The following is a 13,656-nucleotide window of genomic DNA, read 5'->3' as shown; positions in this document are numbered from 1 at the left end:
ACTCTAAGGACGGGCACGGACAGTGCCCGCAGACCGTGATTCCGGCCGTGATTCCGGCGGCGACGAGGGCCCGGCGAGGGCCCGGCGAGTGCGGCCCGGATCGGCTCGACGCGATTCCAGTCCCTGCTCCGAGGGGCCGTCGGTTTCGCCGCCTCACCGATTTTCCGCGGAAAATTCTGCGGCCCTCCTTCGACTGAGGTCGTCCGTCCCCGTCATCGGTCGGCCCGCCGACCGGCCATCAGGAGAGCCGGCCGGTACCCGGGGATTCATCTCAGGAGCCTCCAGACGGTTGAATGCCCGGGTGGTGAACTGGACACGGATGTACGACTGCCACGGGGACGTCGATCGCGTTCCCGAGCTTCTGGAGCGCGTGGAGCGCGTGGAGCGCGAAGGCGATGCCGAGGCGTGGACGGAGCTCGGGTACCGGCTGTGCCTGGAGGACGACCTCGTCTTCCCCGCGAGCTTCGCAGCGCTTCCCCGCCTCGTGCGGCTCGCGTCGAGCGATCAGCGGGCGCGCGCACTGGCCGGCACGATCGTTCGGCGCGCGGCAGGGCACCACGGCTGCGACGATCTGTTCGCCGACTGCGCCGGGACGATCGCCGAGTTCCGCATGTTGCTGGACCGGTACCTGACGTCGCGGCCGGACGACTACCTCGCGGCGTTCCTCGACCTGCTGGCGGTCAACGCGCAGTACCACTGGAGCGCCGCCCTGGGGGACGTCAACATCGGCGACTACGGGCGTTACTCGGCGATCCGGGACTGGAACCTGGGCGACGTGGAGCGACGCGACCTGCGGCCGGCGGCCGGTGAGGAACTCTCGGGAACCGGCCGCTGGATGCACGACACTGCCGTCCGGGACGGGCAGGAGGCACTCGCCGCCGGGATCCGGTATCTGTTCGGCCGTGCCGAATGCCCACGCTGTGCCAGCGTGTTCAACATCGCGGACGAGTACACGTCTGCCGAATGCCCCGCCCCGTAGCGATCGGCCGTCCGAGCGCCGGGTCCTCACCGGCGCCGGCAGCGCGACAGGGGCACGCGCCGACAGCAGCCCGAGCCGTGCCGAACAGTCGTCCTGTCGGGCAGCTCTCGGCAGGCGGGCACGATTTTCCGCGGAAAATTCCTCGCGCCCGGTGCGGCCACGACAGTGACGTGTCCGGCCTCCATCCGCACGGACGCCTCAACCGGGACCCGGGCACCCCGGCTCTGCCCGGGGCCCTCCGGATGCCTTGGAATTTTCCGCGGAAAATCCTGAGGCATCCGAAGGGCAGCGGGGCAAGGCGGCCCGAGCAACCGCGGAGCACTGTGCGGATGCTCAGGGTTGAGATGCGGGAGCTTCCGTCGCAGCCGGTTCCGCGGGGCGCCCACCAGGGCGGGCCGATGCACTCCTGGCCCGGGCTACAGGCTCCGAACCTCAGACGTCACGGCGCCATCGGTCGCCGGCGAACCGGCTCAGCGCGACCTCCAGATCGAGCGGCACCACCTCGGTGGGGCCCAGCTCCCACACCCGGACCCAGCCGTCCGAGGTGGTACGGAACCGCGGCGACTCCCGTCCCGGCATCGGCCTCATCACGAGGTAGTACGAGCTGATCAGACCGAAGGAGCCGGACTCCCTGTTCCTGTGGGACCGGATCCTGAGCACCCGTACCTCCGCCACGTCCTCCCACCGCAGCCGCAGCTTGCGGCCACCGTCCAGCTCCACGCCCGTGCCGTCGATGCGCAGTCGCGTCGCGACAGCCCGCAGGGCCAGTGCCCCCAGGACCAGGACGCAGAGTGCGCCGAGCAGTACGGGCCCTTGGCGCACCAGCAGCAGCCAGGTCCGATACCAGTCGTCCCGGAAGCCCGATCCCGAGGACATCGGAGAGACCACCAGGAGGAACACGACGACCGGCGTCAACAGATCGAACGCCAACGCCCGCAGAGCCCCGAGGCTCCGCACGCTGCTCCTGAGCACCACCTCGCGCGGTCCTGCGGAACCGGCGGGCACACGGTCCGGCGCCCCGTCGGTGAGCCGCGAGAGCAACTCGGCGTGCCGGAACTGGTAGACCCCGCCGACTCGCCGCAGCACGCCCAACCGACGGCCGTCCTCAAGGAAGCCCAGCAGGTCCGGTGGCAGACGTCGCCCACCCGCCAGGACGAGGCACGTGGCGGTCCAGCGGCCCCATCGGCTGAGGGCCATCAGCACCGCGGCCGAGCACGACCAGCTGATGACGAGGCCGCCACCGATGAGCAGCGGATCGCCGTCGAGCCAGTGGAAGAACGCCACTGAGGTGCCTGCGACGGCCGGCGCGACCAGTGCGGATTCGACCAGGGCGATCCTGCGCTCGTCGCGCAGCAACTGCTTCGGCCTGGCCGCCATGTCGAACTCGGTCGACCGTGTCAGGAGCACACCGGAGAGGAGGGGAAGCAGGAAGACGCACAGGCTTGCCGATGTGGTGCCGGGCAGGGCCACACCGACGGCTGTCGAGGCAGCGGCCGACGCGGCCAGGAGCACCCGGCCGCCGATTCCCGCCGCCGGCCTTCGTGGGCGGTTGTCGAAGCCGCTGAACAAGTGCCTGGTGATGACCCGTCCGAACGCCGTGGCGATGATGGCGACCGCGGCGACGGCCCCGAGCGCCTGGCCCACCCCCGGGATCCCGAGCCCGGGCCGCGGGGGAGCGGCCCCCAGGAGGGCGGCCAGTCCCGCGATCGCGTAGCCGGCCGCAGTGCCGCAGACGCCCACGACGATGAGGACGACGGCGCCCCAGACGCCCGGCTCGGTCAGCAGGCTCCGCAGCTGCCACCACGCGATGTCCTGAGTCCGCCGGCGGTGGAGGTCATCGGCCAGGAAGCGGAAGTACGCGGGTGCGCGGTCGGGCCTCCAACGGCGCACCGGCCCGGGGAGGTAGGACGGTCGCGGCCCCTGCGCGCAGACGGCCGGGATCAGCCCGTCCAGGAGATGGCCCTCGATGTCCACCTGCGTGGGCAGCAGCGTCGCATCGAGCAGCTCCCGAGGATCGGACTCCTTCGGCGCGTACACCGTCGCCGCGAGCCAGAGCATCAGCGGAGAGGACAGAGCGACGGCGACCGGGCCCTCGGGGTCGCCCTCCATGGCGTCGAAGAGAGCCTGCCAGGGGCCGAGACGGTCCTGATGGCACATCTGGGCGAGGTAGGCCCTGCCGGCCTGCGGCGGGACGGGACGGGCACGCAGAACGGGCACACCGCGCAGCACCGGCGAGGAGTCCACGGCATGCCGGTACGCCTCCGGCCGGGACGTCAGGACCAGGGGGTCCTTGGTGCCGAGCGCGCGCTTCAGTGCCTCCACTGCGTTCGTGCGAGCCAGCGGCAGCAGTTCGTCGAAGCCGTCGAGCACGGGAACGATCCGCCGACTCCGCACCAGGGACTCGACGGTGGGCCGATCCAGACCTGCCACGAGATCCCCGTAGTCCTCGCCGATACGCCTGATGACCCAGTCCTGGATGCTGATCCCCGGCTCCCAGTCGGACATCGACAGGATCACTGGGACGCTCTCCCGCGAGCCGGGGACCCTGGCTCTGGCTTCCAGCAGCTCGACCACGATCAGGACGACCAGGGAAGACTTCCCTGCCCCGCCAGGACCGGTGACCACCAACTGGTGCGGTGCGAGCGCCCGGAGCCGAGAGACGACGTCCTCGAACCCGAGCTGCTCGGGCAGCCCCCTGCGCGAGTCGTTCCCGTGAGGTTGCTCCAACTCCCACGGAACCAGCATCGGAACCCGCTCCCGCAGACCGCGGACGTTGGCCTCGTCACGCCACTGCTCCAGGACCTCGCGGGCCAGCCCGTCCAGGGCGACTTCCTCTGCGCCGGTGAGGGCCGGCCCTTCGCCTCGGGGAGCGGGGGCAGAGTCGAGATAGACGGCGCCGATGTTCCTCGCCTGGATCAAGTTCCGAGACGATCCCTCGTTGTGGTTGTGCACCTCTCCAGTCACGCCGACATGCTGTCAGGCCGGCGCCTGTGCACGAGGGGCTTCCTGCGGCTCCTCGATGGTGCCGAGGACCGGTTGGAGGCAGACGACCGCGGCTGACCGTGGAATTCCACGCAGGGCGAATTCCGCAGCCAACGCGGAGAACACAAAAGACTCATGTAAACGATCTATAGACATCGCGTGGCCGGGCGTGCCCTCGACGTCGTCGGGTCCGCGGCCACGGGATGCGGAGCACTCGTGCCGGTCCGCCGGGACTGATGCGCCGGTGTCGACGAGCGGCTTCCGACCACGGTGTACGTGCGGTTGGCCTGCCGCGAGCGCGACCTCCACCCGTCGGGCGACGGGGAGGAACCCCCGCGAGCGCGGGGCCGACTCCTTGACGAGGTTTCCGTCCCCGACTCGCAGCTGTCGCAGCGGGTCGAGCTCCGTACGCGCTTCGGGGTGTCCCTGCGCGGGCGGGAGACGAGCCGGAACGGACGGTAGCCGCGCCGGGGCAGTCACAGGCAGCGGAGCAGGGCCGGACGGTCCCTCGTGCGGACGGCGGGGAGCCAGGCGGTGGTGGGTCCTGGCAGGCGGATGCGGCACCAGAGGGTGGAGAGGAGGTCGGCGTCGCGGCCGCTGGTGTGGTAGTCGTCGGGAAGCAGCACGTTGACGGCCGGCTCCCAGCCGATCTCGGCGGTCCGGAAGCGGTAGTACCACATCCGGGCGTCGCCCTCGTTGCGGTCGGAGATGTGCAGGCCGAAGCCGTCGTCGGCCGCGCGAGCGGCAGAGCCAGCCGCGAGGACGCTCGCGCCGCCGAGCGCCAGCGCGGCGCCGAGCCCGCCGGCGGACTTGAGGATGCTCCTGCGGGTGGGGTGGTTCGCGGTCACCGTGACCACCTGAAGGCGCGTGATGACGGCCCGTCCTGCGGTCCGGCAGGCTGATCCGCTGTTCGTGTGGTGTCAGAATGGGGGCTTGTCATCCCGTCATCCCAGAAGCCGGGCACAACCGCGTCACGGCCAGGCCGTCGCCCGGCCGCTGAGCGCCTACGACCACTGACCGACTTCGGAACCACTCGACCGGGCCTTCGGGGCCCAGGCGTTCGGGAGCGGAGAAGGGTCAAGGAGATCGAGTGAGTGGAGGAGGCTCTTTCCGGTCTCGTTGAGCTGGGGTAGGTTGCCGCGGTCGAAGGGTCGGCGATCGGCCGGATTGCGGGCCAGTGCGGCGGGTGAGGTGGCTGGGGAGAGCCGGTAGTGCCGCCAGCGGACGAGCTGCCCGCGGTACGTGACCTCGAGCAGGTCCGGCTTGTGCCAGGCCACGAAGGACCAGTGGCCATCGTCGTGGCAAGCCCAGGCACCGACCGGGCCTGCCAGGCCGGTGCGGCCGAGGGCGTCCAGGGCGGCCCTGGTGGGGCTGGACCAATTGCCCCGGACGGACAGCAGGTTGGTGGCGTGCTGCTGCGCGACGACACCTGTCCGGTCGTCGCTGAGTTCCCGGACGGCCTTGGCCACCGGGTCCTGGAGGAGTTGGTTGGCGAGTTCCAGGACGTGGTCCGGCTCCACCATGACGCCGAACCGCCCTGCCAGTTCCGGTGTGACGTATCCCGCGATCCGCTCCTCCGTCGCGGCCAGGAGCAGTTCGGCCAGCGCCGAGGCCAGCCGCTTGTACTGGCCGGTCTCGGCCTCGCCGACGGCCTGGTACTCCAGTACGGCCAGCACCAGCGCCGCCAGCGACGCCGCCGATTCGGCCTCCTCCGGCAGGAGCCGGTACGGGTCGAGCCGGTCCAGCGGGGTGGTCACGTCGGCCAGTGTGCTGTACCAGGACCGGTCGTTGGCCGGCCACGCGTCCTTGGCCAGGAGGTCGAGCAGTACTCGGACCAGCAGCAGCCTCGGAACGAGCGGCAGATCCGCCCGCGCCCGCCGGAGCCGTGCGGCCATCTTCCGTCGGCTGGCCCGGAGGGCTTCCTCGGCGTCCTCGATCGATTCGTCCGCTGGGGGCTGCTCCTCGGTCTCGACGTCGTCGCTCTCCAGGCCGGCTTCCTCCTCCGGGGTGAACACCTCGAACCAGGAGCGCCCGCCCGGGTCGGCCTCCGGCGCGTCCGGCTCGGGCGACGCGTCCAGGGGCCCGTCGGCGGCCTGCCGTCCGAGGGCGAAGAGGGTCAGCGGGAGTCCGAGCTCCGGTTCGCCCGAACCCGGGCCGGCGGAGACCGGTGCCCCCGAGCGGGTCGGGGAGCCGCCGCCGGTGGAGGGTTCGGACCGGGCGTCGAGCAGACTGTCGAGAAGTTCTTCCAGCAGCGCGTGGTGACGGAAGAGGTTCCCGGGCTGGGGCGGCGCGGGTTCGCGCTTCTCGGCCGCCGGCCGTTGGACGGTCTGCGCGACGTCCGTCACGGGGACGCGGTCCGGGCTGCCGAGGATGCCCACCCGGCTGCCCGGCTCGGCGTCCACCGGGAAGCGGTGCTCCGTGGCTCCGGCCGGCACAGTGCCAAGGGCTGTCCATTCCTCGGGTGGCCGGCTGTAGTGGGAGAGCCGCAGCTCGACACCCCGCTCGGCGGGCCGGGCCAGCCAGACGCGCAGGCCGCCCTGGTCGCGGACTGCGCCCAGGAGCCTGGGCAGGCGGGCGGGCGGTGCGTCGTCGGCTGCCCGCCGCGGCGGGGCGAGGTGCACGACGGCGTCCGGGGCGACCGGCTCTCCCGGGGGTGCGAGCGATCGGTCGGCCGGTGCGATCACGCCGATCTCGCAGTTGCCTCCGTCCGGCACCGCGCGCAGCAGGGCGGCGGCGGAGAGGTTCGGGCTGCCCGTGAGCGCCCAGCGCTGCCCGTCGACGGCCCACTCGATCAGCTTCCCGTGCCGGTACCGGCCGTCGAACGGGCTCTTGCGGGCCTCGCGCCGCAGCTCGCCTCCGTGCTGCCGCAGGAGCGCGCTCACCGCCGGTCCGTCCAGCTCGGTGCCGTGTTCCTGGTAGCAGACCGTCAGCCGGCGCGGCTTCAGGCGAGCGACGAGCCGAGCCAGTGCGGTGGCCCCGGGGTCGTGGAACGGAGCCGAGACGGTCAGTTCCGCCACCGGCCCCTCCGGCAGCTGCTCGATGATCGGCCGGTGCAGCGAGGAGACGAACCGGGCCTCCTGCTCGACCACCGGGGCGGCCGCGACGCGCTGGTCCAGCAGGTCGGCCGTGCGGTTCAGAGCGGTGGCGAGGGGCGGCATCATCGCGACCCGGCTGCACGGGAGTTCGCGCAGCCAGGCGGCCAGGTCTGAGAAGAGCGCGGGGGTGCCCTGGGCGGTCGAGCGCAGCACCGTCCACAGCTCGTGGTTGGTGCACCAGCCCGCCACAGTCGTGTTGCCCGAGCCGATCGCGACGGTGGCCCGCTCGGGCCCGGCCACGACGAAGAGCTTCGGGTGGAAGGCGGCCGGGGCGGCTGCGGGCCCGGCGAGGTAGTCGCGGCCGGGCAGGCGCGCCGAGCGCGGGTCGAGCACCAGGTGGTCGGCGTCCCCGAGGACCGTCACGCGGGCCCCGGCGGCCCTGGCCGGGCCGAGCGCGAACTTCTCCAGCAGCTGCAGGTCGACGGTGTAGCTGAGCAGCAGCAGCTCACTCGCCTGGCAGTCGCGATGGTCCTCCTCCTCGTGTATGAGCTCCAGCGGCGAGGCGATGGACGTGTCGGCGGTGGACGTGTCGTCAGGCACAGAGTTCCCGCCCGAGCTCGGTGACGCGCCAGCTCTTCGCGTCGACGGTCAGAACGCCGCAGCCGGCCAGCACGTAGGCCAGGCGGTTGAGGCGCAGGATCACCCGTGAAGTCCCCTCGGGGCCCCGGGTGAAGAGGAAGGAGTCGCGCTGCTGGAGCTTGGTGGGCAGCCTGAGCCGCCCGTCGGGCGCGGGCCGGGACTTGGCCAGCGCGACCCGGGCGGAGCGGCGCAGCAGGATGACGGCGAGTTCGCGGGCGCACTCGGCGAGCGGGAGGCTGCGGCGGTCCGTCAGGTAGGCGGCGAACCAGCGCGGGTGGAGCTCCTGGCCGTGCTCGTTCGGCGGTCCATTGTACGCCCGGGCGGTGTCCCCGGTGAGCTCCTCGGCCCAGCGCGCACCCTGGGCAAGCACCGCGAACTCCTCCTCCGGCCGGATCTCGCTCCCGGTGGAGCCGAAGCGGGCGGTGCCGGAGTTCGGTGTGGCACCGATTCCCGGGGTCGGCAGCGCATCCCAGAACTCGCCGACCGTGCCCGGCGGCATGGCCCGCGCGAACCGGTCGGCCCACTCCGCCTGGTGGACGCCCTCCGCGGCCTGCCCGACCAGCCAGGACCAGAGCCTGCGCCAGGCCGTCACCGAGTAGTTCCGCAGCGCCAGCCCGCGCCAGTCGGCCGCGCAGACGTACCCGGCCAGCTCGCCGCCCTCGCTCATCCGGGGATCGAGGGCCAGGAACTCACCCACTGCCTCCTCCACTGGACGCGCCGACGGGTGACCGTCCAGGACCCGCGTGAGCAGCCGGACGGTCTCCCGCCGCCGGGAGGCGACCTCGTCCGAGCCGTCCTCGGGCGCCCGGCACAGCAGCTCCGCCAGCCACCGCCCGTCCGGCTGCGCGCCGCCCCGGCAGACACAGAGCTGCTCCACGTAGGGCTCGACGTCGGCCATCCGCAGCTCCTCTCCCCGGGCCAGATCCAGCACCGGTTCGAGGCCTTCCCGGACGGGGCTGCGGTCCAGCCGCGGCCCGGGCGCGGGGCGGCCCGCGGAGCCACGGACGGCCGTCAGGATGCCGAGTTCACGCTCGGAGGTCTGGTACGGCGGCAGGAAGCCCCATTTGCTGCGGGTGTAGCCGCCTTCGGCGGGTCGGACGGCCGCCGCGAACTCCACCGCCGAGGCGGTGAAGAGCCCACGCAGCCGGCCCTCGCCATGAGCCTGCGGGAGGCCGTACAGGCCGTGGTCCTCCCCGTGAAGGTGGGAGGCGGCGGCGAGCACCACCTCGCAGCGGCGCAGCAGCTCCTGCGTTTCGGTGTTGCCCAGCGCTCGTTCCTCGGCCTCGGTGGCGACGAGGGCGTGCAGCGCGTAGTAGCGGGCGTGCGGGGTCACCGTGGTCACCCCGGGAACCAGGCGGGCGACTTGCCGCAGCACGTACCGCTCCACCGCCAGGGGGTACTTCCCGTCGATGAGCCGCAACCCGCTCACCGACCAGGCCGCGCCGACCCGATACGCCTGCTCCTGCACCGCCACCTCCCTGACACGGCAACCTTCGCCGCGTGTTGCTGTGTGATCCTATGTCCGGGCTGTCCGACGGTTAACGGCCGGGCCGGAGGACTGTGCTCCACTTCCCAACTGATGTGGCCTGCGCCCTGGCCTTCGCCCTTGCCACAGCGGCCAAGGGCCGGAATCCCGCGATGATCGCACTCTTCACGGCCAGCCTGCTCATGACGGCTTCTCGCGACAAGCACCGTTGCAGCGAGCGATGGCCCAGCGCCGACGGCGCGGGGTGACTTCCTTCGTCAGATGCTTCGGCTGCTGATTTGTGCGGCGACGAGTTCGCTCAGGGGGCGCAGAGACTCGGGAACCAGCCGCGGCAGCAACGGGATCGCCTGGGTCCAACAGCCGTCGGCGAGCAGCTCCTGGAGAAGGCCCTGGGCTGCCGCCCTGTCTGTGTCCGTGCGGCCGTGACGGCCTCCCCCAGCGTGAGCGAGCGTGAGGCAGAGCTGAGCAGTGCCGTCCCGGGGCTCCTCGACGGGCAGGACTGCGGGCGCCTCGGCCAGGACGTGGGCGGCAGCAGCCAGCGCAACGGCACGCGCCGTCGGTGTCGGTGCTGCATTCGCGATGCGCAGGGCATCGGCGGCACCGCCGTCCAGGGCGCTGAGCAGGGCGAGTTCGGCGTGGGGAGCCCGTTCGGGGCGTAGGGAGCGCAGCCATTCGTCCAGTTCACCTGCGGCGCGTCCCGGTGCGGGTGCATAGTCGAGTCGCCGCAGCAGGGCCAGGAGCACCGTCTCCTCCCGGTCCCAGGTCTGTCGAGGCCCGTTCACGAACTTCGAGGCGAGCCGGATCGCTTCGCTGAGCTCCGGATCCGGTCGCGTCGGATCGGGGACTGCGAGCAGCAGTTCTGCCAGCGCCGGAAGTTGGCCGACCGGGCGGCCGGCGCCGATGCGCCGTCGTACCAGCTGGATCGCTGGCCCGATCAGTTCAGCGGCCCGTTCCGGATCGTGCCGTGCCACGCCGACGGCGACGAGAACCAGCGCGCGTCGAGCCCGCCTGCCCCGCACCGAAGAGGAAGCCTTGGCGTCCGCCGACTCCTCCATCCGGGCCACCAACAGTGCCGCTTCCGCGTCCCCTGCATGGGCCAGGGCCTGTGCGACGACTCCTCGAACGGCGAAGTGCGGAGTGCGAGGGGTCAGCCGGGCGGCCTCGTGGGCGTACGCAACCGCCTCGGTCGAGCGACCGCCGAGAGAGCATCCCATGGACAGCGCGGCAAGATGACGAGCGCGGTCGCCCGGCTCCGTCGAGAAGCTGATCAGCTGTTCGGCCTGTCCGAACTCACCGGCCGTACCGAGCGCCCGGACCAATTCCTCGGTCGAGCGGGCGCTCAGAACGATCGGAGTGTCGGGGAGCGAGGAGCGGACAGCGGCCTCCACCTGCTCGCGCCCGAGCTCGACGTTGCCGTCGTGCACCAGCTGTTCCGCGTACTGGAGCCGGGTGACCGGACCGATGAGGGGTTCGTGGTTCCCGAGCGCCGGGTTTCGGCCCGGGAGGGTGGACGGCGGGGGTTCTTCGTTCGCTTGGGCACGAGGCCGTGCACTTCGGGTCGGGGGAGTCTGCGCGAGGTTCCGCTTGGTCTCCCGCTCATCCTTCAAAGCCTTCGCGCTCGCTTCCACCTTCGCCCGGTGGACCCGTCGTTCCTCCTTCTTCGCCGCGAGGTGGGCGGCGTGCTCTGCTGCCACCTGTTCGTCGACTGTTGAGAGAAAGGCCTCCGCCCGCTCCAGTTGGTCGTCGCCTAGAACGCCGGTGCGAACCCCCTGGCCAAGGGCGGTCACCAGCAGCTTGGCGTCCAGGTGAGGTGTGAGGCCGGTGCCGGCCGCGGTCTCGGCGCGGACCATACGGTCCATCGTGCCGGAGAACTCGCGTCCCCGGTGGGCCCGCTCGGCTGGAGAGTCCAGCCTGACCAGGGCAGTGTGCAGTCGGTCCCGCGCGGTCTTGAGCACGTCCCAGGCCTTCGACCGGCGGCCCATGGTCGCCAAGGCCTGGGCCGCGATTGCGAGAACGTCCACCACGATCAGCCCGTCGGACAGGTCGATGGCCTCACAGAGCTCTTCGATGCGGTTCAGGTTCGCGACGTTGCGTGAGCTGGAGGCGCGGGCGATGGTCGCCCAGATGTCCACAGCCATGGCCTGGGCCCGAGGGTTGGCCTCGCTCAGCTCCTCCGCGTGCTCTTCCAGGGCTTCCACGAAGCGTTCGCAGCCGCCTGCGGAGAGGAGGACCGATCCGTCGGCGAGCGCGTCCATGTCGGCCGCGTCGCTGAGCACCACGGCTCGGAACAGCGTCTTTGCCTCATCCCTCCTGCCGATCGTGTCCAACGCGCGCGCTGCCTCGGCCACTTCCGCACAGGCGTCCTCGAAGAAGCCACCGGCCCGCGGAGTGAACCGGCCCGCCCGGACCATGCAGTCGGCTGCCTCTCGCGCGATCGCCGTGGCATCGGGGTGCCAGGCGCGTGCCGCTTCGACGGCGACTTCGGCCAGCCGGGCGGCCCGCACCACGAGTTCCGGCTCCGAGCGGGCCACACTGCAGGCGCGGGCGACGTCCCCCAACCGTACGAGGAGCACCGGAGCCCGAGGCGGGACCGGTCCGACCCGGCGCTGCACGAGGTCCAGCGCCGCGGCCAGCCGGACGGCGGTCCCGGCCCCCTGCTGTTCAGGGTCCGATACCTCGACCGCCTCGAGCTCGGATTTGAGACGACGTAGTTGGTCGAGCATGACCTGAGGGCCCAGCGCGTCCTCCACCCGCAGCAATCGCAGCGGGTCGAGCAGGAACCGTCCGCGCTCACCGACCGTGTCCAGAATCTGCGGATACTCGGTCAGCAGATACGTCGGAGAGCCCTCGGGCCAGCCGGCCTCACGCCAGCGCTCCGCCCACGCGTGCAGCCGACGAGTGCAGCGCTCTACGGTGGCCTGGTCCCACTCCCGCCGGATGGCGTGCGGCATGTCGGGGTGGCTCAGCAGGTGGGCCCCGGCCGATTCCTCGTTCGAGACGATGCAGCGCTGCTCCCTGCTGTGCAGCAGGCCGGTCACGTCCTCGACGGAGGCCCCGGTCAGCTCCGCAAGGTCGGCCGCGCGCAAGCCGCTCCCGTCGTCCGTGATGGCGAGCAGGTCGGTGACGGCCCGGCCCAGGTCGGTTGTACGCAGCCGCTCCAGGTCCGCGAAGCCTGCCTGCTCGACATCCTCCGACCAGTCGCCGGCGGTGAGCGGGCGAAGGCACTCGCGCCAGCGCAGCGGATGCCCTTCGGGGACGTCGGCGGGCAGCGGCCAGCTCCGCCGACTGGAAACGATGACACGGACGTTCGCAGGGGGAATGGCCGGGAGAAGTGCGGCGATGCTCGACACCCCGGTTCCACCAGTTGCCCCAGCCGTAGGCCAGGCGCGGTCTTCGTCCAAGCCGTCGACCACAAGGAGGAGCTGCCGCTTCTGCTTTCGACTATGACTCGCGGCCTTGGTGAGCAGGCGCGTGAACTCCGCCTCGTCGGACTGTTTCCTCCGGGGCGCGGGCACCTGGAGCTGTCGGCGCAGGGCGGCGAGGAATCCGGTACGGGTGTTCCTCCCGTGCTCCTCGGACAGGACGCAGATCAGGAGGTCGACATCCTTCGGCGGCTGCCTCGCGTAGTCGGCGAGCAGCGCTGTCTTTCCCACGGGAAGCTGCGCGTGCCACCACAGATACGAGGCCGCCTGCGGACTCCGATCGCGGACGAAGGCGTCCATAGCGGCGCGCTCGCGCTTCCTGCCGCGCTTCTCCGAGTCGGCTCTCCACTCGTGCCGGCCCCTGGCAGTCTCCCCTTGGGCAGCACGGAGAGCCGCTTCCCACTCGTCGCGCGGCTGGAGGTGCGGGCCGGGACGGTCCTGCAGGTGCTCGATCAGGCTCCAGAACAAGTCTGTCGCGTGAGGAGCGGCCTCACCGCGGCACCAGCGTCGGAGGACCGACTCCTGCAACGCGCCGTCCGGGACGAGTTGCGCGGCGGCCCGCCTACTGATGCCGCGGGTCTCGATCAACTCCTGCAGCATCGCACCGAGGCGCCTACGTGCCGCCCCGGGCGCCGTACTACTGACCATTTCTGCTCCCGCGCTGGTGAATAAAGGGCCCCTGACCAGCGGAAACCCCGTCCGGACGTGGAGGCGCACCGGCACGCCGTCAGAAGCTCGGCCCATCGACCGCGGGCCACAGACGGCCCCCGACAGAAGGATCTCCCCATGAGCGTGCTTTCCATGCTGACCCAGGACGCAACCGCGGCCGCCGTGCTGGCCGCCGCAGCCGGCCTGCTGTACGGGGTCGTCCTCGCGATCGTGGCCCTCGCCTCGGTCCTGGCCCGGACCCCGGACCGCCGCCGTGATGCCCGGTCCACTCTGGTCATTCTCGCCAGGCGCCGCCAGACCAGGTGAGCGGGCGCCCGGAGCGCGCGGAGGGGCGCCCGCTGCCCACTGCGCGCGCCCGGCGCGGTGCCGAGTGCCATTTCCTCTGCATCTGTGGGGGCTGTCCGGTGCCCCGTCGTCCCGGACCGGGATGGCGGGGCAATCCGG

6 protein-coding genes and 1 pseudogene are annotated in these 13,656 nt (G+C 71.8%); 2 read left to right on the top strand and 5 right to left on the bottom strand.

Annotation, left to right across the window (positions count from 1 at the left end; translation table 11 throughout):
• The first annotated feature begins 301 nt into the window (after nucleotides 1–301).
• Entirely contained in the window at nucleotides 302–979 is a 678-nt protein-coding gene (locus ACGFSC_RS14255; protein WP_359896711.1) for a hypothetical protein, read from the top strand.
• Nucleotides 980–1,411: 432 nt separating this feature from the next.
• On the opposite strand, the gene ACGFSC_RS14250 is transcribed toward ACGFSC_RS14255, so the two are convergent.
• From ACGFSC_RS14250 to ACGFSC_RS14230, 5 genes and pseudogenes are all read right to left on the bottom strand, one after another.
• On the bottom strand, nucleotides 1,412–3,898 hold the full coding sequence (locus ACGFSC_RS14250) for a hypothetical protein (RefSeq protein WP_359896709.1): 2,487 nt from the start codon (nucleotides 3,896–3,898) through the stop codon (nucleotides 1,412–1,414).
• Nucleotides 3,899–4,551: 653 nt separating this feature from the next.
• A pseudogene (locus ACGFSC_RS14245) lies at nucleotides 4,552–4,809 on the bottom strand (esterase); the annotation flags it as partial.
• A 156-nt stretch (nucleotides 4,810–4,965) separates the two neighbouring features.
• On the bottom strand, nucleotides 4,966–7,596 hold the full coding sequence (locus tag ACGFSC_RS14240; protein ID WP_359896707.1) for a hypothetical protein: 2,631 nt from the start codon (nucleotides 7,594–7,596) through the stop codon (nucleotides 4,966–4,968).
• A complete protein-coding gene (locus ACGFSC_RS14235; RefSeq protein ID WP_359896706.1) occupies nucleotides 7,589–9,103 on the bottom strand; it encodes a hypothetical protein in 1,515 nt (504 codons plus the stop codon). Before ACGFSC_RS14235 ends, ACGFSC_RS14240 begins: the two co-directional genes overlap by 8 nt.
• Before the next feature lie 275 nt (nucleotides 9,104–9,378).
• Nucleotides 9,379–13,143: a hypothetical protein gene (locus tag ACGFSC_RS14230; RefSeq protein ID WP_359896704.1), complete on the bottom strand. Its 3,765-nt coding sequence runs from the start codon at nucleotides 13,141–13,143 to the stop codon at nucleotides 9,379–9,381.
• Between the two features lie 186 nt (nucleotides 13,144–13,329).
• On the opposite strand from ACGFSC_RS14230, the gene ACGFSC_RS14225 reads away from it, so the two are divergent.
• Nucleotides 13,330–13,518, top strand: a complete 189-nt coding sequence (locus ACGFSC_RS14225) for a hypothetical protein (protein WP_359896702.1) — start codon at nucleotides 13,330–13,332, stop codon at nucleotides 13,516–13,518.
• The last annotated feature ends 138 nt before the right edge of the window (nucleotides 13,519–13,656 follow it).

Origin of the sequence: Kitasatospora sp. NPDC048715, assembly GCF_043198905.1 — a bacterium.
Classification (GTDB): domain Bacteria; phylum Actinomycetota; class Actinomycetes; order Streptomycetales; family Streptomycetaceae; genus Kitasatospora; species Kitasatospora lactacystinica.
Note: the sequence above shows the minus strand (reverse complement) of the source record. Positions and strands in the feature narration are given on the sequence as shown.